The 22,340-nt window shown below is 36.1% G+C and carries 20 protein-coding genes; 6 read left to right on the top strand and 14 right to left on the bottom strand.

Annotation, left to right across the window (positions count from 1 at the left end; translation table 11 throughout):
• The first annotated feature begins 107 nt into the window (after nucleotides 1–107).
• A complete protein-coding gene (locus C8D70_RS05675) occupies nucleotides 108–1,685 on the top strand; it encodes a DHA2 family efflux MFS transporter permease subunit (protein WP_076597676.1) in 1,578 nt (525 codons plus the stop codon).
• A 945-nt stretch (nucleotides 1,686–2,630) separates the two neighbouring features.
• Here C8D70_RS05675 and C8D70_RS05670 read toward each other — a convergent pair.
• The gene (locus C8D70_RS05670; protein ID WP_110366679.1) at nucleotides 2,631–3,644 is read right to left on the bottom strand and encodes a TQO small subunit DoxD; all 1,014 of its coding nucleotides are present in this window, start codon (nucleotides 3,642–3,644) and stop codon (nucleotides 2,631–2,633) included.
• A 54-nt stretch (nucleotides 3,645–3,698) separates the two neighbouring features.
• On the bottom strand, nucleotides 3,699–4,055 hold the full coding sequence (locus C8D70_RS05665) for a hypothetical protein (RefSeq protein WP_146212857.1): 357 nt from the start codon (nucleotides 4,053–4,055) through the stop codon (nucleotides 3,699–3,701).
• 181 nt (nucleotides 4,056–4,236) lie between these two features.
• Between C8D70_RS05665 and C8D70_RS05660 the strand changes: the two genes are divergently transcribed.
• Nucleotides 4,237–4,797, top strand: a complete 561-nt coding sequence (locus tag C8D70_RS05660) for a DNA-3-methyladenine glycosylase I (RefSeq protein ID WP_110366677.1) — start codon at nucleotides 4,237–4,239, stop codon at nucleotides 4,795–4,797.
• A 179-nt stretch (nucleotides 4,798–4,976) separates the two neighbouring features.
• On the opposite strand, the gene C8D70_RS05655 is transcribed toward C8D70_RS05660, so the two are convergent.
• Both C8D70_RS05655 and C8D70_RS05650 read right to left on the bottom strand, forming a co-directional pair.
• Nucleotides 4,977–5,486: a hypothetical protein gene (locus C8D70_RS05655; protein WP_076597672.1), complete on the bottom strand. Its 510-nt coding sequence runs from the start codon at nucleotides 5,484–5,486 to the stop codon at nucleotides 4,977–4,979.
• 75 nt (nucleotides 5,487–5,561) lie between these two features.
• Nucleotides 5,562–5,927: a winged helix-turn-helix transcriptional regulator gene (locus C8D70_RS05650; protein ID WP_110366676.1), complete on the bottom strand. Its 366-nt coding sequence runs from the start codon at nucleotides 5,925–5,927 to the stop codon at nucleotides 5,562–5,564.
• A gap of 91 nt (nucleotides 5,928–6,018) precedes the next feature.
• Here C8D70_RS05650 and C8D70_RS05645 point away from each other — a divergent pair, with 91 nt between their 5' ends.
• Nucleotides 6,019–6,549: an NAD(P)H-dependent oxidoreductase gene (locus tag C8D70_RS05645; RefSeq protein ID WP_110366675.1), complete on the top strand. Its 531-nt coding sequence runs from the start codon at nucleotides 6,019–6,021 to the stop codon at nucleotides 6,547–6,549.
• 44 nt (nucleotides 6,550–6,593) lie between these two features.
• Here C8D70_RS05645 and C8D70_RS05640 read toward each other — a convergent pair whose 3' ends face one another.
• From C8D70_RS05640 to C8D70_RS05625, 4 genes are all read right to left on the bottom strand, one after another.
• Nucleotides 6,594–7,046, bottom strand: coding sequence for a hypothetical protein (locus C8D70_RS05640; RefSeq protein WP_110366674.1), 453 nt, complete (start codon nucleotides 7,044–7,046; stop codon nucleotides 6,594–6,596).
• Nucleotides 7,043–7,522: a hypothetical protein gene (locus C8D70_RS05635; RefSeq protein WP_110366673.1), complete on the bottom strand. Its 480-nt coding sequence runs from the start codon at nucleotides 7,520–7,522 to the stop codon at nucleotides 7,043–7,045. The genes C8D70_RS05640 and C8D70_RS05635 overlap by 4 nt, the downstream gene beginning before the upstream one ends.
• A gap of 58 nt (nucleotides 7,523–7,580) precedes the next feature.
• On the bottom strand, nucleotides 7,581–9,167 hold the full coding sequence (locus tag C8D70_RS05630; protein WP_110366672.1) for a patatin-like phospholipase family protein: 1,587 nt from the start codon (nucleotides 9,165–9,167) through the stop codon (nucleotides 7,581–7,583).
• A gap of 108 nt (nucleotides 9,168–9,275) precedes the next feature.
• Nucleotides 9,276–10,175 (bottom strand): CorA family divalent cation transporter, encoded by a 900-nt coding sequence (locus C8D70_RS05625; RefSeq protein WP_076597668.1) that lies wholly within the window; start codon nucleotides 10,173–10,175, stop codon nucleotides 9,276–9,278.
• A gap of 73 nt (nucleotides 10,176–10,248) precedes the next feature.
• On the opposite strand from C8D70_RS05625, the gene C8D70_RS05620 reads away from it, so the two are divergent.
• Together C8D70_RS05620 and C8D70_RS05615 are read left to right on the top strand one after the other, a co-directional pair.
• On the top strand, nucleotides 10,249–11,271 hold the full coding sequence (locus C8D70_RS05620) for a 3-oxoacyl-ACP synthase III family protein (protein ID WP_110366671.1): 1,023 nt from the start codon (nucleotides 10,249–10,251) through the stop codon (nucleotides 11,269–11,271).
• Nucleotides 11,272–11,856: 585 nt separating this feature from the next.
• Nucleotides 11,857–13,479, top strand: a complete 1,623-nt coding sequence (locus C8D70_RS05615) for a hypothetical protein (RefSeq protein WP_110366670.1) — start codon at nucleotides 11,857–11,859, stop codon at nucleotides 13,477–13,479.
• Between the two features lie 72 nt (nucleotides 13,480–13,551).
• Here C8D70_RS05615 and C8D70_RS05610 read toward each other — a convergent pair whose 3' ends face one another.
• Nucleotides 13,552–14,712, bottom strand: coding sequence for a thioredoxin family protein (locus C8D70_RS05610; protein WP_110366669.1), 1,161 nt, complete (start codon nucleotides 14,710–14,712; stop codon nucleotides 13,552–13,554).
• A 301-nt stretch (nucleotides 14,713–15,013) separates the two neighbouring features.
• Between C8D70_RS05610 and C8D70_RS05605 the strand changes: the two genes are divergently transcribed.
• Entirely contained in the window at nucleotides 15,014–16,642 is a 1,629-nt protein-coding gene (locus C8D70_RS05605; protein WP_168801980.1) for an AraC family transcriptional regulator, read from the top strand.
• A gap of 318 nt (nucleotides 16,643–16,960) precedes the next feature.
• Here the strand turns inward: C8D70_RS05605 and C8D70_RS05600 are convergent, their stop codons facing one another.
• The 5 genes from C8D70_RS05600 to C8D70_RS05575 all read right to left on the bottom strand — a co-directional run bounded on the left by C8D70_RS05600 (nucleotide 16,961) and on the right by C8D70_RS05575 (nucleotide 22,256).
• Nucleotides 16,961–17,173 carry a hypothetical protein gene (locus C8D70_RS05600; protein WP_110366667.1) on the bottom strand — a complete coding sequence of 71 codons (213 nt, stop codon included), beginning with the start codon at nucleotides 17,171–17,173 and terminating at the stop codon, nucleotides 16,961–16,963.
• A 309-nt stretch (nucleotides 17,174–17,482) separates the two neighbouring features.
• Nucleotides 17,483–17,701 carry a thioredoxin fold domain-containing protein gene (locus C8D70_RS21310; protein WP_410493705.1) on the bottom strand — a complete coding sequence of 73 codons (219 nt, stop codon included), beginning with the start codon at nucleotides 17,699–17,701 and terminating at the stop codon, nucleotides 17,483–17,485.
• Between the two features lie 212 nt (nucleotides 17,702–17,913).
• Entirely contained in the window at nucleotides 17,914–18,135 is a 222-nt protein-coding gene (locus C8D70_RS05590) for a cytochrome C551 (protein ID WP_110366665.1), read from the bottom strand.
• Nucleotides 18,136–18,510: 375 nt separating this feature from the next.
• Complete coding sequence (gene pruA, locus C8D70_RS05585; RefSeq protein ID WP_110366664.1) at nucleotides 18,511–20,136, bottom strand: L-glutamate gamma-semialdehyde dehydrogenase; 1,626 nt, start codon at nucleotides 20,134–20,136, stop codon at nucleotides 18,511–18,513.
• A gap of 1,013 nt (nucleotides 20,137–21,149) precedes the next feature.
• A complete protein-coding gene (locus C8D70_RS05575; protein WP_110366662.1) occupies nucleotides 21,150–22,256 on the bottom strand; it encodes a DNA topoisomerase IB in 1,107 nt (368 codons plus the stop codon).
• Between the last annotated feature and the right edge of the window lie 84 nt (nucleotides 22,257–22,340).

Raw genomic sequence — 22,340 nt, 5'->3', positions numbered from 1 at the left:
TGTCAGTAGTGAATCATCTTTGCAGTTAACTTAAATGGACTGTTTAAAATTCACTATTCACTTGCGAAGCACAATTCACAATTGACTTTTCACATCGAAAAAAACTTATGCAGGATTCATTAGTAGAATATGGAGCGCGGAGAGTGATCATTACGATTACAGCTATCCTTTGTGCCCTTCTTGAAATTGTAGACTCCACGATTGTTAATGTTGCCTTGAATGAAATGAAGGGAAATCTTGGAGCTACGCTTTCAGAAGTAGGGTGGGTGATTACAGCGTATGCCATCGGGAACGTTATCATTGTTCCGATGACGAGCTGGCTTTCACAGCAGTTTGGGCGTAGAAATTACTTTGCGGCATCCATCATTATATTCACCGTATTTTCATTCTTATGTGGAAATGCGACCAATATCTGGGAACTTGTGTTCTTCAGATTGATGCAGGGAATCGGAGGTGGAGCCTTATTGGTAACCTCACAAACGATTATTACGGAATCTTATCCGATTGAAAAAAGAAGTATGGCTCAGGCAATTTATGGTCTGGGAGTAATTATTGGTCCTACATTAGGGCCGCCTCTTGGAGGATATATCGTTGATAACTTCAGCTGGCCGTATATTTTCTATATTAATATTCCGATTGGAATTGCAGCTACGCTGATGACCCTTCAGTTTGTAAGAAGTCCGAAATATGCAGAAAAACGTAAAGTTTCCGATGTAGACTGGATTGGAATTGCTTTACTGGCAGTAACAGTAGGTTCATTACAGTTTATTCTGGAAAGAGGACATGAAGAAGACTGGTTTGAAAGCGGAATGATCGTAGCCTTCACTGTAGCAGCAGTTTTAGGATTTATACTATTCCTTTGGAGGGAGCTTACCTTCAAGTATCCGATTGTTGAGCTCAGAGTACTTAAAAACAGTAACCTGAGAATCGGAACTATGATGTCATTCGTTCTTGGATTTGGATTGTACGGTTCTACATTCATTGTTCCATTGTATACCCAGAGTATTTTGGGATGGACGGCACTTCAGTCAGGAGCTTTGATGATTCCGGCTGCGTTAACGACGGCTTTCATGATGCCTATCATTGGCAGACTACTGGCAAAAGGAGCAAAACAGCAGATCCTGGTTTCATTAGGACTCTTTATCTTCTTCGTTTACAGCTTCTGGGGATACAAAATTCTGACACCGGATACCGGCAAAGATGCCTTCTTCTGGATGCTGATTGTAAGAGGAGCAGGCTTGGGATTATTATTTATTCCGATTACCTCTTTGTCATTAAGTACACTGAAAGGGCAGGAGATTGGGCAGGGAGCGGCTTTTACAGGGATGATGAGACAGCTGGGAGGATCTTTCGGGATTGCAGCCATCACTACCTTTATTGCCAATGCAGGACAGAAGTACAGAAATAACTTAATTTCCCATCTGGACGAAAACAGTTTTGATGTTCAGCAAAGGCTGGCCGCATTGAAAGCCAATTTTATTGCGAAAGGAATGACTCCTGATGCCGCAATGAATGCTGCCTATAAAATGCTCGACTTATCTGTAACAAAACAGGCCACTGTTTTATCTTATATGGATGTATTTCTTTACCTCGGAATCGTATTCCTGATATGTATTCCGTTTATCTTACTCGTAAAAGAAAGAAAGAGTAAAGAAAAAATAGATTTGAGTGAAGCCATGCACTAAATTTTAAATAAAAAAACCTTCGAAATTCTCGAAGGTTTTTTATTTTGTAAAATAATGAAAAACAATACCTTTTGTTCTCATTTTGTTAAATAAAAAATAATATCACTTGTTGGAGAGTTTATTTATTTTTTCTAGCTTTACATCACCAAATGAAAAAGATATGAATAAATTCCCTCACCTTTCCGCAGTTTTTTCAAAAAGGACTTACAGGAATACAGTACCGGATCTTCATCTAAACATCGGATATTAATACCAACCGAAGGATTTTTTTTATTTGTTTTCATATTTTATGAAGACAAATTTCTAATTTCAGGAAAGCTGTATTGAATATTGTATTTAGACTTATTATTTAAACTTAACCATGATTTTTTGAAGCGAAACCCAACCTGCAGCCTGGAATTCCTGCTGTTGCAAAAATATTGATGGAAGCCATTTTTACATCCAGTCCCGAATATAATTTTGAATTTAAAGAATTAAATGACTACAAATGCGAATTGCTCATTAAAGGAGTAGACCGTTACCATAAAATCACTCATAGTCTGCAAATTGCAGGTCTGTTGAAATGGTCAGTGGTCAAACCTTTTTATACAGGGCATTTGCGAGACTATGGGACTGGATGTTTTATTGGATATTAAAGTACTCAGGCTTGATCCGGACAGCACATGCAGCTATCATGTCATCGTCTCCGGGAAATAGCCTCCAACATGAATAATACCCGGAAATTGTACAACAGCATTCAATAGGAGAGGCTGTCTCAAAAGTGTCATTCTGAACGAAATGAAATGTAGTGAAGAATCTCATATGTTTGGTTATCAATGAGATTCTTCCTTCGTCAGAATGACAAAAGCCAGATTGTTTGACTTTTGAGACAGCCTCTTTTGCTATTAATAATCATGGATTGGCTTTTAGCCAAAACATACTACGAACGCATTGCATCCCGAACTCCTAATCAATTTTCTCTATCCATTCAATACCACTTACATCAATCAGTTTCAGACTGTGGATATCATTTTTTTGGAAAATATCATCAATATTCAAAGTTACATCAGCTTTTGCTCCCAATGGAATTACCAGACTGTGTTTTCCCGGTTTTACTTTGGCAACATAATGGTTTTGAATATTTTCTTTAGAAAATCCGGCCAGTTCTTTATGATCAAGTTCCTTTAAAACTTTTCCGTTTTTATCCAGAATATGAATTCCTATCAGGAAAGAACCATATACATCAGCTCCTTCCGTCCGGTAGACTTCAAATGTTAACTTTGAATGCTGATGAGAGATATTTGAAACTTCCAGTTTTGGTTTTACCGATTTATTATGCAGTGCTCCCCATACACCTCCATGAAAATACTGATTGGTAAAAAGAGTCAATCCAAATATAATAATTGAGCCTGCGAGCACAAATACTTTTGGGTTTGAGACAGGAACATTTCCTGAGCCAAGCCACTGAAACCATCTTTTTTGAGTGAAGCTTTTGTTATTCTTCATGAAATAATAATCCAGTGAATAAGGACCGCTTCCGGTAAGAAACAGTACGAATCCGCCGGCAATTCCTAAAACTCCGATCTGCCATTCATCAAGACAGGTTGTTCCCAGCCAGCCTGAACCCAGTAATATTCCGAGGGCAAGACTGAAAATTCCGATACTCATTAACCGTGTAAATAATCCGAGAATAATGAATAATCCTACAACCGCTTCAATAATGGTAAAAATCATCATAGAGCGTTGTAAAGCATCGGGATGAGTCACCAGATATTCAATAATAGGTTTTATTCCGAGTGCATTGGGTAAAAAATGATTGAATTTTTCCCCGATATATCCCTTTTCATCAGGAATAAGCTTGTTTTCGAGGATCAATCTGCGCCAGAACGCTGAAAAGTAAGTCCATCCGATCACCATGCGGAGGGATAAAGTATATAATCCGGCCATGTCTGTAGACCGGCTGTTTAAAATATGTTTCATTGAAATTACTATTGTATTGTAAAAAACTGATTTTTATAATTTGATCTGAAAAAATTAAATCAGATGAAGTCTCAGTCTTTTAAACAGAATATATTTCGGAGGGCTGTTACCGGTAGAATACCCGGAATAGTTATTGAGAAAAGCCTTTTCTTCAAAAAAATTGGATTTACCAGAATTAAAACCGGATAAAAATTTATTGTATCGGTGATGAATTTTGGTTTTTGAAACGGCAGCTTCTGAAGAAGCAAAAGCGGAATCACAGCTGAAGGAAATTGAGGTAGTTGTTTTTGCCTTATTCAGCCCGCTGATGAGCTGAACATCAAAAATATCAAGAACATTTCTTTTTACAGAGCACGGAGACAATGAAAAGACCAATATAAGCAGCGTAATGACTGCTTTATAGTTTTTCATATGAAGTCCTGAATTGGGCATAATTACAAAACTACACTTTATTTCAATGTAAGTTTAATAAATTGCAGAAAATTATCTTGAAGATAGAATTATTATTAACTTTAAAATACTGCTGACGGACAGTTGTCACAAAGCTGTCTTATCTTTACCATATTATTTAGAATTTAAACAGAATATTTCAATGAGTTATTGTTTAGCCATAGAAGGAATGCAGCCTGAAAGCAGGAAAGAACTGCACAAAAATTACCATGACAACTATTACGGATATCCTATCCATGATGATAATGAACTGTTTGGAAGACTGATTCTGGAAATCAACCAGGCAGGACTAAGCTGGGAAACGGTTCTGAAAAAAGAAGAAAGCTTCAGAAAAGCGTATGACAATTTTAATATTCAGCAAATAGCGGCCTATACGGAGGAAGACCGTGAAAGACTTTTAAATGATCCGGGGATTATCAGAAACAAACTGAAAGTGAATGCTGCCATTGAAAATGCAAAAACAATTGTTGAGCTTCAAAAGGAATTTGGTTCATTCGAAAAATGGCTGGAACATCATCACCCCAAAACATTGCAGGAATGGATGAAGTTATTCAAGAAAACGTTCAAATTCACAGGAGGAGAGATTGTCAATGAATTTCTTATGAGCACCGGATATCTGAAGGGAGCTCACCATGAATCCTGTCCAATTCATTCGAAAGTATTGGATCAAAAACCTTTTTGGAAAGAGGCTGAGAGGAAGTAGAATACAGCTATTCTTTCAATTAATAAGCCTGGATTCCTCCGGAATGACATATAGGACTGTTTGACATTATGCATACACTGTGTCATTCCGGAGGAATCCATTTTTTTTACCCTTTCAAAGCTTCAATCAACTTCTAAACTGATTGAATAGGGTACAAAGAGATTGTATAAAGTGCTGTTCTATTTCATACTTCTTACGGAAACATCCGGTTTTTCACCTTGAGGAACAATGAAAATTGCATCATCACTGATGGTATCTCCCGGATCAAAGTAATAACTTCCGGTTACAGGGATTGTACTGTTAACAAATTTTCCGGATTTGTCGTAGGCAGAGTAAGTAACATTGATCATCTGGGCTTTCATTTTTAATTCTATCTTTTTTGAGGTCAGCCTGGCTCCTGTTGCATTTATGCAGTCAAGTTCCACAAGACCTATACCGCTTACAATTTGAGGAAAAGCAGAGAGTCTGATATTGTATGCCTTATCTGATGTATTTTTTATGGTTGCAGAAACTTTATAACGGTCATAGGATTTTCCACCGGATTCTATACTTTCTTTATTGAGGATAGTAAAGGTAACAGCCATACCGTTGACTTCAAGTGTTTGGCCATCAGAAATTTTTTGTGCATTCAGAAGATTTCCTAAAAAAGTGAGAGCCGTAAAAGAGAGAAAAAAAGTAAGGTTTTTCATAGAGATTGTTTTAATATTTAATAAGAATTAAATTAGGTAAAAAATTATACTATGAAAATTCTTTAACCAATCTTTTTATTTCTTTTCCATAATCTGTTTATGTTCGTTACCCCATTTTTCGAGTTCGAGGATAATGGGTTTCAGCTTGTACCCGATTTCTGTAAGTTCATATTCTACCTTTGGAGGAACTTCGGCATACACGGTTCTGGTGATGATTTCATCTTCTTCAAGCCTGCGAAGCTGAAGGGTAAGCATACGTTCGGTAATGTTCTGAAGCTTTTTTTTAAGTTCACCAAATCTCATTTTTCCATTGATCAGATAACAGCAGATTGCCAATGCCCATTGCCCTCCGATAATGTTGGATGCATAGATTTCCGGGCATTCATCTGCAAGGGCTTTTTTATTGGCAAAATTGGTAGAGCTTTCTTTTATTTTTGTCATTACTTACATTTTTTATAGTACCATACAATAGGTTGCTAATGTACAAAATGTAAGTAACGTTCAGTAATTTTGTATCAGAAATTTAAGCATAATGAAAACATTAGTGATTGTGACGCATCCTGATATTGAAAAATCAGCGATCAATAAAAAATGGATCGACGAGTTAAAAAAACACCCTGAAAAATATACTGTTCATCAGCTGTACGAGGCTTATCCTGATGGAAAAATCAATGTAGCAGAAGAGCAAAAGCTGATGGAATCTTATAACAAGATTGTATTTCAGTTTCCTTTTTACTGGTTCAGCAGTCCGCCGCTTTTCAAACAATGGCTGGATGAGGTGGTTTTATATGGCTGGGCGTATGGAAGCAAAAGCGGTTTCAAACTGGCCGGAAAGAAAATATCACTGGCTGTTACCGCAGGAATAGATGAAGATGGATATTCTAAAGCCGGAGAATATAAATACACGATGAAGGAACTTCTCCGACCTTATGAACTGACTTTTGATTATATAAAAGCCGATTATAAAGAACCCTTTGTTTATTACGGAATTGAAAGAGATTCTTCCGATGAATGGATCAACAGAAGTGTTCCGATGTATCTGGAATTCTTGGATAATTTATAACAATATAAAAATGAAGTTGGGCTCTGGAATTCAAGAGTTCAACTTTATTTCTGAATATATTCAAAAGGCTCTGGATTCCAGTCCTGAATATATTTCTTTATGGTATTACTATCAATATTAAAGGGAACATCCTGATATTTCCAACCTTTTGAAGGAACTTTTAAATCTATAAGATAGTTTTCAATAGAGTAGATGTCAAGTATTGCCGAATTATCAGGTTTTATAGAATCAAAAATGATCAGGAATTTATCTCCTTTCTGATAAGAGACATTAGCAGTTTTAGAATAAGTAATACCATTAACATGATATTTATAATCTATTCCTACACCATTATTGTTTTTGTGATGCCAGTCCGATATAGCTTCTCCAATGGTATATTTCGGACTTTTGAGCAGATCATTAATTCCTGAATTAGCACTAATTAAACAGAATATAATAAATCCAAAAGTGAGTATCAAAAGAATAATATGAAATTTTTCTGAGATCAATTTTTTCATGTTCGATTAATATATTTCTCATTGAACTTTTGCAGATCTATTACTTGTTCCTTAAAATAGTTTTCAAATTGATCTGAGAGACTTTTATCTTTAAATTTTACAATAGTATACCCGCTGTCAAAAGCAATAATTTCTAAAATACTTTCTGGTATTAAAAATTGATTAGATTCCCAAACACTTGTATCTTCAGCAGATAAGATAGAAATGGCTGAAGTATCGGGTTCAATATTATTTGGAACGGCTGAAATGATCCCCCAAATGATCTGAGTATTGCTTTGATAGAGCAGTTCAAATTCCGGATGATCCAACACAAAATAATCTTCATCAAAATTAATGGGAAGAGTCTGATCAGATATAAAATCTAAATCTGTCAAAATCCATTTATAAATGGCAAGATCATCCCATATAGGCTTTAAAACTTCCTGAAGATTAGTATGGAATTTTACTTTCTTTGTACTTCTTATAATCCAGTTCATCTATTTTTTATTTAAAGATTCTATTGATTTTCTTGTATTTCATATTACTATAAAATCTTTATCCCACAGTAGGCGTATCCTCTTCTTTCAGTATTTTTTTCTCCTTCATGGTAAGCATCATTCTTTCATATTTGTACTTTTCCCAATCAAATGTGTTGAGAAAATCAAGGGCAGCCTGAAAACCTCTGTTGAAAAGATCTTCCTTTTCTTCTTTTTTCATAAAGAAATTCAGCCAGCTGCTGGTACCGCAATTAACGCTTTGTATGCTGTATAAACGGTAAAAAGTATGTTTGGTAAGGAATGTCTTATCATTAAAACCTTTCAGAGTGTTGATGATATTTCCGGCATAGCTGAAAGGTGTTTTAAGGATTTCTTCACTTGTTTTTCCTTTTTCAGAGAGAATAGCTGAATCACTGGTTAGCTGCACTCCAAAAAGAGGCATTCTGGGATAAAAAACTTCATCCGCATGAAACAGGTCAATAGGAAAGTTGGAAATACTGCCACCATCAATGAAAACTCCTGAAGGATTAATGTCTTCGGGTTTCGTATTCATCCAGTATCTCCAGGCATATTTTACGGAATCATCGTCTCTATTGATTTGTTTCTGGAAAGGTTCAAAGAAAAAAGGAACTGCCATAGAAGCTCTTACAAATTCGGCAGGACTGATATGTTTCAGTTCCTCTTCGGACCAGTAGAGATTGGCCATCGTAGGAAGTTCTACTTTAATTTTGGCATTGATATCAGTGGCAATAACAACATATTCTGATGTAAGAAGATAAAACGGATTGTTTTTATAATAGTCATTATTGACCGCACTTTCATAGAAAATTCTGTATCGGGTCTGGTCGATATGTTCCTGATTTTTGATTTTAATTTTTTCAATGTTTTGCAAAGCCATCTGATAATATTCCTGCCCGTTCCCATAGCGGTAGCTGAGATTGAGTTCCTGTCCTTTCTGAATGAATTTTTTGTTGAGATCGGCAACTGTTTGTATTCCAAATTGATCCAGTGCATTTTGCATGGTATTCTGAAAGGTATTTCCGGGATTCAGTCCGCTGTTTTCTTTCCTGAAGTTATTATACAGTTTTTGGATACAGAAAGAGAGAATAACAGCCGGAATCAGGGGAATCAGAAACATCAGTTTGGCGTTCAGTATTGTTGATGATGATGCCAGAAAAGGAATACTGATCAGAATAATAAAAAGGATAGCGGCAATAACAGCATTGATCTTAAAGAAATCTTTGTTGTTCAGCATCGCATGGAGAGTCGTTTTTACATAACTTTTTCCATCCATAAAATCCGAAAAATCCCAGCTGAAAAGAATATCCTTAATAAGTTCACTTTTAGGTTCTTCTTTGGTCTTACAGGCAGCAATAAGCATGGTATTAATAGCTCCGGCACTCGTTCCTGCTACTTTCAGAAAACGGATTCCAAATATTTCCAACCCATAAAGATAGCCTACCAATGCACTTCCCCAGACGCCACCTCCTTCCTGTACAAATTCTATATACTGATTACCATTCTGATCCAGAAGATCAGAGAATTCTTTGGCAGAGATATTCCTGTGTAAAGCAAGCAATTTGTCCTTGGATGCATCTGACAGAGAAGAATCTTCCAGAATTTTGTTAAGGTTTTCAGGAGCCATGGTATTTTGTTTTGATGGTGTGTTAAAGTCAAAAAGTAATCTACAGTGTTTTATTTTACTGAGAATATAATAACATATTCTTCTTTGCAACTTTGTGTTTATATTAAATTACCACTGTCTTCGTCTCACATAAATAAACGTACTGATCACAACCGTTGCCATTACTCCCAATGTTATAAAATATCCGTACTTATGATGAAGCTCAGGCATATTATCGAAATTCATCCCATAAACTCCGGCAATAAAGGTAATTGGTAAGAAGTAAACGGAATAAATCGCCAGAACTTTCATCACCTGATTCGCTTTTTGATCCGAAAGTGCCAGAAACATAGAAATAAGGTTGGTGATCTGAATATTTAAATGATCAAAATCGGCAACCACATCTTTATGTTTATCTTTTAGATCAACAGTTTCTGAGTCCTGTAAATTCAGCAGTTTAAATTTATCAATAGCATCTGTAGAAATTACCAATACACGGGAATTTAATCCTGATTTTCGTTTCAGCTTGTAAAGACGGCGGATCTGGCTGGTATGATTGGTGTTTTTAAGAAAAATTTCATTCTCTATATTGTCCATTGTTTCGAACAGACTTAAAGATTCATCATCAAAGCTTTTCATGATCAATATCGCAATCATCAGAATGATTTGCTGAGGTTTAAGATCTTCCTGAATCAAAGAAACCTTTTTTCTGGTATCTGAAATACTTCTGGTCTTCATCCTGTGGATGGTAATAATGGTATTTTCCACCAGAAAAATCCCGATTTTGGTACTGATATCACTGATGGTGTTCAAATTCTTTCTTTCCAGCTCTGTACTTTCACGGAGTAAAAAGAATTTTACATTCCCGTCTTCTTCATATTTCGGAAGGTGATTAGGATCCATCGTATCTTCCAGAAGAAGATTGTTGATTTCATATCTTTCATGAAGAAATTTCAGGTCTTCTAAAGTAGGAGCCTCTACATCTACCCATTCGCACTGGGAGGTTCTGTATATCGTATCAATTGGCATAAAGTAAAAATACTAATATTTTGAAAAACTATGTGTTAAATAAGTTTTATCTTTGCCAAAATTAAAAAACTATATGATTAAAAGTACAATAAAAGGGTTCGGATTTTATGTTCCAGATAACGTTGTTACAAATGATGATTTGGCAAAACTCATGACAACCAATGACGAATGGATTACAGAAAGAACAGGTATTAAGGAAAGAAGACATAGAAAAAACAGAGATGACTCTCAGGAAACTACCGCTTATCTGGGGTTTAAAGCTGCAGAAAAAGCCATCCATAATGCCGGCCTTACCTCAAAAGATATTGATTATATTGTTTTTGCAACGCTTTCGCCGGATTATTATTTTCCGGGGTGTGGGGTATTACTTCAGGATATGCTGGGATGTGATACCATTGGAGCATTGGATGTAAGAAACCAGTGTTCAGGATTTGTATATGCTATGAGCGTTGCCAATGCATTCATCAAATCAGGTACTTATAAAAATATTCTGGTGGTGGGAGCAGAGGTTCACTCTTTCGGACTTGATTTTTCTGACGAAGGGAGAGGTGTATCGGTCATTTTCGGTGATGGGGCAGGAGCTGTTGTTCTTTCTGCATCAGAAAATGAAAATGCAGGAGATATTTTAGCGGTGAATATGCATTCTGAAGGAAAATATGCAGACGATCTTTGTACCCAGTTTCCGGGATCAAAATACGGATGGAGTGACAGAATGAGAAGAGATCCTGAAAATGTAACAAACAAAGAAGTATATCCTATTATGAACGGAAACTTCGTATTCAAACATGCGGTAACAAGATTCCCTGAAACGATGATGGAGGCATTGAATAAAGCTGGAAAAACCATTGAAGATCTTGACATGTTCATTCCACATCAGGCCAACCTGAGAATTGCTCAGTTTGTACAGGAAAAATTTGGATTACCGGAGGATAAAATCTTTAATAACATCCAGAAATATGGAAATACAACAGCAGCCTCTATTCCCATTGCTTTAAGCGAAGCGATTGAACAAGGGAAAATCAAAAGAGGAGACCTTGTACTTCTTTCAGCATTCGGAAGCGGATTTACGTGGGGAAGCGTCTTGTTTGAATATTAATTTATTCCTATATGAAAATTAGAAGAGTCCTTTTTACAACCAGTTAAAAAGGACTTTTTTATTATTCCCCACACTCTTTGCCGGTGAACAATTTTCATGCAAAGGATGATCTGCCGGCATTATTAGGTTTTGAGATAAAGCTTTCTTGTCAAAAAACTATTAACCAGGCATAATGTGGTGTTGCTGCCAGCTATACAAATTTCGTTAGCATAGAGAATGGCTTTATACATTTCCGGCTATGATTTTGTCCATTTTCTTGTTCATTTACTGATGGGTAATATCCCTTTATAAGGATTTTTTTTAAATAATTTTTACATTATTAAAGTCTATTTTCTCTTATAAATATTTCACTTAATTGTGTTTTGTTTTCAGATAATTTGCTGTTTATATATTAAATTTTATATTTAAGTGATAGATTTTTAGGTATTTAGTTACTTGTGTATGTTTTTTTTGTAACTTTAAATAAAATTATTCCTTTAAAAATATTTATAAAACTGAAAGATCGTTCCCAGCCATTCAGTTTAGTAATACAAGTGGCTTATTAAGAAGTTTGTATGAGCAAATATTAATTTAAATATATACATTATGAGAAAAAATTTATTACTAGCAGGCTTGTTTACCACATTTTCTTTAGTGGTAAAATCACAAGTTGGGATTAACACTTCCAATCCTCAGGGAGTATTTAATATTGACGGGTTAAAGAATAATCCGACAACAGGAGTTCCTAATGCCGTTCAGGCTAAAGATGACCTGGTGATGATCTCTAATGGTAATCTGGGGCTCGGGCTTACTGCTCCCGGTACTACATTGGATGTTAATGGGGCCATTACCAACCGTGAAACTGCTTTAGCCGTTGCGGGTAATGCTGTTACTATTCCGGTTAATGTAAGCCAGGTACAGCTTACCGGAGCCGCTACAGCTACGGTGGCCATTTCTGCCTTTGCCGCTCCCAACCCGGGCCAGCGGCTTATTGTTTATAACAATACCACAGGTGGATTTGGGGCTACACTGGATGGCGTTACTATTCCTAATGGCAAAGCATTGGAATTTGTTTTCAGCAATTCATTCTGGAGGTCTACCGACGGAGGAGCAGCTGGAGCTTCCCCTACTAATATCTATACCGCAGACGGTACTCTTGCAGGGAACAGAACGGTAACACAGGGAGCCAATACCCTTACATTTACAGGAACACAGACCAATGCATTTTCTGTAGATGGAACTACCTTATCTGTGGATGCTGCCAATAACCGTCTGGGAATTGGAACCACTACTCCTTCAAGTAAATTACACGTAGAAGGCAGTCAGTTGCTTAATGCAGCAGTTACTACAGCCCAGACTAAAAATGCATTGGATATTAATGTTGGACAAGATGGGTTTGGCTATGGTAACCGTACAGATAATTTCGGTATTAATATGAAATCTTCATCTTCAGTATTTACAGGACCTATTTCACGTATTAACTTTGGTGATGTTTCCACAACAACGGCAACAGGGGATCGTTACCTGTCTTTTAGTGTTGGGCGGATTCCCAACGAGCTGATGTATCTTACAGATGCTAATTCCGGAAGAATAGGTATAGGAACATCTACACCGCAAAGAGCTCTACACGTTAATGGTGCCTTACAGGTTACCAATGAAATCAATGTGGGAGGTAATGGCACTACTGCGGGCAGTGCAGGTACTTCAGGGCAGATTTTAACATCCGGCGGGGCAGGAGCAGCACCAACATGGCAAACCCTGAATACAATAAGCGGAACTATTAACGGCGCTTATTATGTACAGGGAACTACTGCTGCTACAGCCGCACAGGGAACGACAATTGATGTGCCAGGCGCAACAATTACTCTGACAGTTCCTGCAGGAAGAACTCAGACCTTTTTATTTACTGTTTTGGGATATGCAACATTGGTAGACGGTAACTCGAGTCAGGGGGTTTTTGCCCTTGTACAAAACGGAACAAAAATTTCTTCAGCCTTTGCTTCTAAAGCAGGAAGCTTTCCTGGAGGCACAGCTTTGGGAAGTATGCCGGTTCCGGTGACATTTTTGAAATCAGTAACCCTTACAGCAGGAACTTATACATTTAAAGTACAATATTCTGCATGGTTCGGATCTGCAACGGTGAATTTTGTACCTTCTGGTTATGGAGGTTATAATGGTGATACAGAATCCATGCTTACTAAGATGCAGATTTTAGTATATAATAACTAAGCATTTACAAAATAAATAAAAAACCGCGGAACCTCAGTTCTGCGGTTTTATTATTAACTAATGTCTATCCAATTAAAGACTTTTCAATAGCTTTTCCGTGTCGGAAGAATCCTGTCCTGTACTTTTGGCCAGCTCAATAGATTTTTCAGCCCACATTTTTGCATTTTTCTTATCACCAACCTTATTGTAAAGATTCGCTAAAGTATCTGTATTGGCAAAATTCTGATCTTTCTTTACAGATTCCTGTGCCCAGGCAATGGCTTTTTCCAGAGAAGTTTTATTGCTTACATTTTCAAAAAAGTTCCATGCTAGAGAATTCAGTTCATCAGAACCAACTGCAGAATAATCTTTGTAAAGGTCAAGAATTAATTTCTCATACTCAGGAATATCTTTATTCTTTAAAGCTCTGTTGGCTTTCATTCTTTTTAAGATCTTATCAGCTTCTTCTTTGCTCAGGAATTTCTGGGTTTCAGCCATAAAATAGCTGTCATCCCATTTCTTTGTATCCGGATTATAGGCTTTTTTAGAAATGGTGTTCAGCTTAATATTTTTATCAAACTTTTCATATTTATCCTCAGGGAAGAATTTAATGATATCAGCTTTTTTATCCTGGAAAATTTTGTACAAAGGACTATCTGTAATTTGTACTCCTGAAAGAAGCATTTGGATATCTTCCTGATCTAAACTTGTTTTCTGCTGAAAGTAACGGTTAAGAACTTTCCCGGCAAACTCAGCATCGTTATACATGGTAAGGACCGCAAGATTTTTTAAAAACTCAGGATCTTTTTCCCCTTTTTCAAACTGCTGCTTCAGAGAAGTGAGTCTTTTGTTTGGATCTTCTGCGTCTTTTGCAAACTGGATAAAGTCTTTTTCTTCCACATATCCTAATGTTCTGTGTACCGCTTCACCGTTTCCGTCTATAAAAAGATAAGTAGGAAATGCTTTTACATTATATTTTTTGGCCAGCTCAATTCCTTCTCCTTTTTCCATATCAATTTTAGCATTGATAAAGTGAGAGTTGTAATACTCTCCTACAGACTGAAGAGGGAAAATGTTTTTAACCATCAGTTTACAAGGTCCACACCATGAGGCATATGCATCAATAAAGACCAGTTTTTTTTCTTTTTTTGCTTTGGCAAGAATAGAGGCGAAATTGCCTTCTTCAAATTTGATTCCCTGCGCCCATGCAAGGGCTCCTATAAAGATTGAGGAAAGTATTGCTATTTTTTTCATAAAACTTTTTATTCCCTGCAAATGTAATAAATATGATGACACATGAGCCGTTCATATTGAAAATAATTACACAGGAACTTTGATTTTAATACAGGTGTCAGCTTGTATTAAAGATAATCTTTTATTATTTTGGTTTTATTATTAAAATTAACGTAAATGATTGTTTTGTGTTAAATGATTAAATTTCAATATAATGTTTTAATAAAAAATAAAATATCACTAGTTTTGTAAAAAACAAAAAGACACTCCCGTAAAAATAATGATGAATTATTATAAAATCAAAATAATAATTTGTTCTTCTATGACTAAAAGTCTTTTGAAATTTTTGTTTCTGCTGACAATATCAGTCCCCCTATTCGCTCAGAAAAAAAGTAACTTTGACCTTATCTGTGAGAGAACTTCTTCCGTAACAGCCTATAAGGATTTACCCAAAGCAATAAAAACTGCAGATTCTCTCTACATGAAGGCACAAAAACCCTCAGAGAAAATAAAATGCCTTGTGCTCTCTTCAGAACTATATCAGCATGCAGGTGAACTTAAAAAAGCAATCTGTTACAGTGAAAATGCCCATTCTGTGATCAATCAGATTAATGATCCGGAATGGATGGCTGTGGTGACCAGATTACTTGCGAGGCAATATAGACAGGTAGGGTTATACGAAAGATCCAAAAAATATATTGTAAAAGGACTGTATGCTTCAGGACAGATTGTTGATTTTCAGAAAAGTAATGAAGCGGCTGGACTCCTGAATCAGGAAATGGCCTTCTATGAAATGGAGATGGGGAATTTTCCCAATGCAATACGGAATATTGAGTCCTCTCTGAAATATTTTGGAAAAATAAACAGCAATAATAAGAACAGAACAGCAGCAGCTTCTTATCAGCTGTTGGGAGATGTCTATTTCAAACTTAATGATTATTCTGTTTCCGAAAGTTATTACCGAAAAGCAGAAGGATTGCTTAAAAATGGAAGCTGTACCCTGGGATTGGTATACAATGGATTAGGAGGGATCCGCCTAAAGCAGAAAAACTGGAACGATGCTGAACGGTATCTTAAAAAAGCAGAAAAAATTGCAGATACATCCCGAAGTCTTAAACTAAAAAAAGCAGTTTATTCCAATATAAATGATTACTATGAAGGAATAGGAGATAATTTTAAAGCTTCATTATATGCGGTGAAATATATGCATGCTTATGACAGCATAGCAGCCCGTAATCAAAGTTTTGTAACAATGGGAGCTGAGACTCTGAAAGGGAATAGCAATAAGAAAGGAGGGCAGATGAATCTGGTGAAAAATACTGCCATTGTCATTCTGTTTACTTCGCTGGTTGGCTTACTTGTTTTATTCAGGACAAAGCAGAGAAAACAACGCTCAAAATTCAGAAATATTATAAGAACTCAGTTACATATGATCAGTAGCAGAACTCATTATCCTTTAGCTCAATCCGGCGATTCTGAGTTTTCGAATATATTTGTGGAAGAAGTTGATGAAAAAGACTCGGAAGCAGACCGAAGAAGGAATGATTCCCTGATGACTTCCGAAACCGAATCGAAATTACTTGAACTGCTTGAAGATTTTGAAAAAGGTAATCTTTATAACAATAAAGGAATGTCTTTGTCTTTTCTTGCAGGGGAACTGAATACCAATACAAAATATCTGTCTTACGTAATCAATCAGCATAAAAATGCAGATTTCAAAACGTATATCAATCGTTTAAGAATCAACTATATTGTAGACAAACTAATTAATGATGAGAAGTACAGACAATATAAAATAAGTATTCTGGCTGACGAATGCGGATTCTCTTCACACAGCAAATTTGCCGCCGTCTTTAAAGCGGTTACAGACTATTCTCCATCAGCATATATCAAATATCTGGATGCTGAAAACACATCAGATAAAAATGTTCATTTTCCTGAAAATGATTAAAAAGAGAGGCTTAATTTAATTCTATCTTGCCATTTTCACGAAAATGAACAACCTATTATTTGAAAGGAAACCTTTGCTATCATATCTTTGCGCCAGTTTCACAGTACACACACAATTCTGTTACAGCTTATCACTTTTATTTCATTTCTGAATTAAGATCATTATAAGACAAACTGCGATTCCCATTTTTAGCTTTTTAATGATATATTCTTCTGAGCAGGAAGAAAATCATATATCATAATCGGGGTTGATTGCCCGGTTTTTTTTCAGTCAAGTTTTTTTAAGTGCAAATCCACAGTAATCTGTGGATTTGTGATTTTATTTAAGTTTTGTGCTGTCGGTTTTGGTTTTTGACGTATCGGCAGCTGCCGGAGTCTGTATAGAATTGGCTACAGCGGAGTCTCCCATCCTGTTTCTTAGAGAATCTTTATTATGAGCTTCTTTATATTCTTCTCTTTTTTCTTTGTTTTGAGCACAACTTCCAAGGAAAAGAAGTCCAACAACTGCTCCTGTAGAGAATAATTTTTTCATAGTAATTTTTTTGACTGGTTTTCTTGAGTAAATATAATAAATCTTGAATGCAATTGTAAACAAACACTTTTTTTGGAAATAAAACACCGCTCTTTATATTTTCTGATGTTAAGAATTGCTGCCACAGCCTTTCTCCATGATCTTTTTTGAAGGATCTGTATATTACCTAAAGAGATCTTTATATACCCTGAATAAGGCTACAGATCATTTTAGTGTTGAAGAAAATTAATTTTTTTCAGAAATTCAGCTTTTTATTTGCATCATCTGCATCTTTGCCGGGTTGAATAAACTCTTTTTCTGTAAAATAACCTAAACCTCTGTGAATAAGCTCACCTTTCCATTAATAAATAAGTAAGTGGGATAAGAGTTTATGTGGTATTTTTCTACTAATTCAATCCCTACACCTTTTTCTGTATTAATGTTTACATTTATGAAATGCTGGATATAGTATTCAGTCACAGATTGCAGGATGAATATATTTTTAGCCATGAGTTTACAGGGATCACACCAGTATGTATAAGCATTAATAAATACTGATTTATAGTATTTTTCAGCTTTGGATATAATTTCAGGAAATGCACCATTATCAAATTTGATATCTTGATAAGATAAGGCAGCTGAAATTTTTTTATCATTGTTGTGTTGTTTCCATCAAAGATAAAAAAATGATAGTAGAAAGTATAAAAAAATCCACAATGAGTGATTTGTGGATTTCCATTTTAAATTAGAGGTATAAAATACTATTTGACAGGAGACATTGCCGCAGAATCCTTTTTCATTTGGATAGAGTCGGGATTCTTCATTTTTGTAGTCATGGTATCAGTAGCTGCAGGATCTATATTTTTCTGTGTGTTCTCTACTGTTGCTGAATCACGGCTACTGGTTGACATTGTCGATTCTTTGGTTCCACAGCTCACTGTAAATATTCCTATTCCGACGGCTGTTAGCAATAACTTTTTCATATTATTTTATTTTGTGGTGTTGTATTAATAAAAAAATCAACAATTATTCCTAACAAGGCTGGGAGAATCGTAAAATATCGGTAAATTTTGTTAAAAGATGTTAGTGGAGATACTGGGTTTCGAGATACGGGATATGCGAGTTTAACGTATAGTGTTTAATGTTGATTGTAGTCCAAAAAATACTTTATTACCAGAAATACTCTCATACTCTAATATTCTCAAACGCTATAACCCTCAAACTCTCAAACCTTCCCACTCTCAAACCTCGTGTCTCGCACTCCACAAAAAAGCCCCGAAACCGAAATTCCGAGGCTGTATTCCAAGAACAGACAACAATTACTCATTGCCTATTACTTATTAATCATTATTTATTAATTACCCTAGGTAAGGATATTTGTAGTTTTTAGGAGAAACGAAAGTCTCTTTTACGCTTCTTACAGAAACCCATCTCAGAAGGTTCATTTTAGAACCTGCCTTATCATTGGTTCCTGATGCTCTGCCACCACCGAAAGGCTGCTGGCCTACTACGGCACCTGTAGGTTTATCATTGATATAGAAGTTACCTGATGCATTTTCTAAAGCTTTGTATGCTTCGCTGATTGCGTAACGGTCTTGTGAGAATACAGAACCTGTTAATGAATAAGGAGAAGTAGAATCTACCAGTTTCAGCGTTTCTTTCCAGTCCTGATCTTCATATACGTAGATTGATAAGATCGGGCCAAAGATCTCTTCCACCATACTTTCGTAGTGAGGATTTGTAGTTTCAATTACCGTTGGGTGTACAAACCATCCTTTAGAATCGTCATATTTTCCACCGATCGCCACAGTAGCTTCGTCAGAAGCATTTGCTCTGTCGATATATCCTTTACATTTTTCAAAAGAATTTTTATCAATTACAGCGTTTACGAAGTTTGAAGTATCTTCTGGAGAACCTACTTTAATAGAGCTCATCTGAGTTTCCATTACTTTTTTCACATCAGCCCAAAGAGATTTCGGCACATACGCTCTTGAAGCCGCAGAACATTTCTGACCCTGATATTCGAAAGCACCTCTTACCAATGCCGTTGCTACAGCTTCTACGTTAGCAGACGGGTGAGCAATAACGAAGTCTTTACCACCAGTTTCTCCAACGATTCTTGGATATGTTCTGTAGTTGTGGATATTATCACCGATCATTTTCCACATTCCCTGGAATACTTTTGTAGAACCAGTGAAGTGAAGACCTGCGAAATCTTTATGAGCCAATACTTTTTCAGCCGTTTCTTTACCATCCGTAAAGATCATGTTGATAACCCCTGCAGGAAGACCCGCTTCTGTTAATACATCCATGATTACTTTTGCAGAATATACCTGCTTGTCAGATGGCTTCCAAACCACAACATTTCCTAACATTGCCATACAAGTCGGAAGATTTCCGGAAATTGCGGTAAAGTTAAATGGAGTTACGGCAAAACAGAATCCTTCTAATGGTCTGTATTCAACACGATTCCAGATTCCATTGTCAGAAACCGGCTGCTCAGCATACATTTCTGTCATGAACTCTACATTGAATCTTAGGAAATCGATGAACTCACAAGCTGCATCAATTTCAGCCTGATGTACATTTTTAGACTGTCCGATCATTGTTGCAGCATTAATTACATCTCTGTAAGGACCAGCCAAAAGATCAGCTGCTTTTAAGAAAATTGCTGCACGCTGTTCCCAGCCCAGTTCATTCCATTCTTTTTTAGCTGCCAATGCCGCGTTGATAGCGTCATCCACATGCTGCATACCACCCTGGTAGTAAAACCCGAAATCATGAGCGTGATCCTGTGGAGACTGAAGCTGTACTTTTGTATCAGTCTTTACTTCTTTTCCATTGATGATCATTGGGATTTCTACCTTTTCAGCCCACATTTTTTTATAAGTGTCGATAAGGCTTTTAACTTCCGGAGATCCCGGTTCGTATGAGTTTACAGGCTCGTTTACCGCTAATGGTACTTGCGAAATTGCTTTTGACATATTACGTTTTATTATTTTATTAAATTTAAATAAGATGTGTATACAAATTTACAATAATTATAAAGAAAGAAAAAATACCGCCTGTTTTTATCAGATAAAATCCGATGCAGCACAGTTAATAATAGATACTTCGTTTTTAATTGTAAACGGTATGGAATATTAACATATTTATCTTGTTTTTTAGATTAAACAAAAAAAATCATCCGTTTGTTGTAATTATAGTAATAAGGATAATAAATGATTTGTCCTGGTTTAAAAACAACTGTTAACTGCTGTAAATAAAGGATTTATGGCAGAATGTTAAATTTATATAAATTCACTTTTACTGCAATTTTGAACATTTTAAATAATCTTTTTGAAAGGCGAAGGGTTGGGATTGTTCTAATTTTACATCATTATTAAACAAGTATGAAAAAAAGTCTTATTTTTCTCAGCGTTGTGTGCGGTTCTTCTTGCGCAGAAAGGAAAAACTCGTTCATACTCTGAAATCATTTCAAAAATTAATCTTCTTCAGCAGACGCAGCCTGAAATTTACAATTTTTCAGATATACAGGATTCCAATAACTGCGAGAAAGTGAAATTTGATTCATTACTTGCACAGCATTGGCTACACTATTTCTTTGCAGGCTATACTTACAATAAACAGGTTGCTGCTGTTCAAAACGGTGATTATATTACAGCGCCAAGATACATTCTATATCATTGCCTGCAGATAGCGGACTGTTAATCACTTTTCTTCATTTTTAATGATCCGGTATGGTTTGTAATCACGTCAATACCAATCCGTAAAAATCATTCCCATTTTACATATCAAAAAGATTGCAGGGATTACCCCAAAAGAGTACAGAGTTCAGTTTTTGAATAACAATAGGATTTCAATATAGTCCGGATGGAAGCGGGAAGTCAGATGCCGGAAATATTGTGCATTAGTCTGATCAAAATAAGTTGAGAATTCAGAAAACTGTTTTAGGAGTTTCATAACTTCCCTTTCCCAGCTTCCATTCTTCCATATTCTACATCTTCTCGTTTTCCAGAATCTTCAGAACCAGTCTTTCCTCTTTTGTAAGATCGGCTTTTCCGTCATTTTCTTCTATGACTTCCAGTTCATCAAGATATTTTTTGATCGTATTGTTCTCGTAAAGGTTGATGACTAAAGGATGAACATAATACTTTCTGCAGACCGTCGATGTATTTCCCAGGTGTTCTGCAACAATGTCGAGGGCTTCTTTTACCTTCTTTTTATATTCAGTGTCATTCTCTGCATACCCGATTTCTTTAAAAGCGATCAGAGCACTTACGGTTCCGGACCATGTTCTGAAATCCTTAGCCGTAAAATCTTCACCACTGATCTCTTTGATATATTCATTGACCATTCCGGAATCTACAGAATGGCGGTTTCCTTCATCATCAAAATACTGAAAAAGCTCTTTCCCGGGAATATCCTTGCATTTCTGTACCAGCCTTGCCAGCCTTTTACTTCTGAGGTCAATTTTATGCATAATACCTTTCTTTCCTTTAAAAGAAAAAGAAATTTTTTGTCCTTTTACCTTTACATGTTTATCCTTTAATGTGGTCAGGCCGAAAGAACCGTACAGCTTTTCATATACATTATTTCCAATACGGATATTGGTTCTTTGCATAAGGCTTACAATCAAAGCCAGAATTTTTCTTTTCTCAAAATTTCTCAGGGCAAGATCCTGTTCTATATGCAGACGCATGTCCGGTAATGCATACCCGAACTGAAGCATCCTGTAAAATTTTGTATGATTTCTTAAAGCACTCCACAGAGGGTGGTAGCGGTATTGTTTTCTTTTTTTTACATCAAAGCCTGTTGCCTGAAGATGGCCGTTATCAAGAGCACAGATCCAGACATTTTCCCAGGCAGGTGGAATTACCAGTTTATTGATCCTGGTAATTTCTTCTTTATCCTTTATTTTTTCTCCGTCTTTATAATAAGAGTATTTCTTTCCGGTTTTTTTACGGGTAATTCCGGCGGTTTCTGCATCGGTGGTATATACAAGATGCACCGCCTTTGCAGAAGCTTCCGGATCCTTCATTATTTTAACAATTTTTGAAGGCTTAAGGTGAGAAATCATCTCCAAGTCTGTATTCTTCTCCATAAAACATGGTTAAGAGTTTTTACCCCTCGAAAAAATCAGTAAAAGAATCCCTGCTATCACACAGACTAAGATTATTCCCCACCA

It is taken from the genome of Chryseobacterium sp. CBTAP 102, from assembly GCF_003201365.1.
In the GTDB taxonomy this organism is placed as follows: Bacteria; Bacteroidota; Bacteroidia; order Flavobacteriales; family Weeksellaceae; genus Chryseobacterium; species Chryseobacterium candidae.
Note: the sequence above shows the minus strand (reverse complement) of the source record. Positions and strands in the feature narration are given on the sequence as shown.

Coding starts and splice junctions, on each gene's coding strand:
- C8D70_RS05630 (WP_110366672.1), bottom strand. CDS start 9,167: ATGGCTCCTGAAAACCTTAACAAAATTCTGGAAGATTCTTCTCTGTCA.
- C8D70_RS05600 (WP_110366667.1), bottom strand. CDS start 17,173: ATGAAAAAATTATTCTCTACAGGAGCAGTTGTTGGACTTCTTTTCCTT.
- C8D70_RS05625 (WP_076597668.1), bottom strand. CDS start 10,175: ATGCCAATTGATACGATATACAGAACCTCCCAGTGCGAATGGGTAGAT.
- C8D70_RS05675 (WP_076597676.1), top strand. CDS start 108: ATGCAGGATTCATTAGTAGAATATGGAGCGCGGAGAGTGATCATTACG.
- C8D70_RS05635 (WP_110366673.1), bottom strand. CDS start 7,522: ATGAACTGGATTATAAGAAGTACAAAGAAAGTAAAATTCCATACTAAT.
- C8D70_RS05590 (WP_110366665.1), bottom strand. CDS start 18,135: ATGAAAAAGTTATTGCTAACAGCCGTCGGAATAGGAATATTTACAGTG.
- C8D70_RS05660 (WP_110366677.1), top strand. CDS start 4,237: ATGAGTTATTGTTTAGCCATAGAAGGAATGCAGCCTGAAAGCAGGAAA.
- C8D70_RS05610 (WP_110366669.1), bottom strand. CDS start 14,712: ATGAAAAAAATAGCAATACTTTCCTCAATCTTTATAGGAGCCCTTGCA.
- C8D70_RS05665 (WP_146212857.1), bottom strand. CDS start 4,055: ATGAAAAACTATAAAGCAGTCATTACGCTGCTTATATTGGTCTTTTCA.
- C8D70_RS05650 (WP_110366676.1), bottom strand. CDS start 5,927: ATGACAAAAATAAAAGAAAGCTCTACCAATTTTGCCAATAAAAAAGCC.
- C8D70_RS05605 (WP_168801980.1), top strand. CDS start 15,014: ATGACTAAAAGTCTTTTGAAATTTTTGTTTCTGCTGACAATATCAGTC.
- C8D70_RS05670 (WP_110366679.1), bottom strand. CDS start 3,644: ATGAAACATATTTTAAACAGCCGGTCTACAGACATGGCCGGATTATAT.
- C8D70_RS05655 (WP_076597672.1), bottom strand. CDS start 5,486: ATGAAAAACCTTACTTTTTTTCTCTCTTTTACGGCTCTCACTTTTTTA.
- C8D70_RS05645 (WP_110366675.1), top strand. CDS start 6,019: ATGAAAACATTAGTGATTGTGACGCATCCTGATATTGAAAAATCAGCG.
- C8D70_RS05615 (WP_110366670.1), top strand. CDS start 11,857: ATGAGAAAAAATTTATTACTAGCAGGCTTGTTTACCACATTTTCTTTA.
- C8D70_RS05640 (WP_110366674.1), bottom strand. CDS start 7,046: ATGAAAAAATTGATCTCAGAAAAATTTCATATTATTCTTTTGATACTC.
- pruA (WP_110366664.1), bottom strand. CDS start 20,136: ATGTCAAAAGCAATTTCGCAAGTACCATTAGCGGTAAACGAGCCTGTA.
- C8D70_RS05575 (WP_110366662.1), bottom strand. CDS start 22,256: ATGGAGAAGAATACAGACTTGGAGATGATTTCTCACCTTAAGCCTTCA.
- C8D70_RS05620 (WP_110366671.1), top strand. CDS start 10,249: ATGATTAAAAGTACAATAAAAGGGTTCGGATTTTATGTTCCAGATAAC.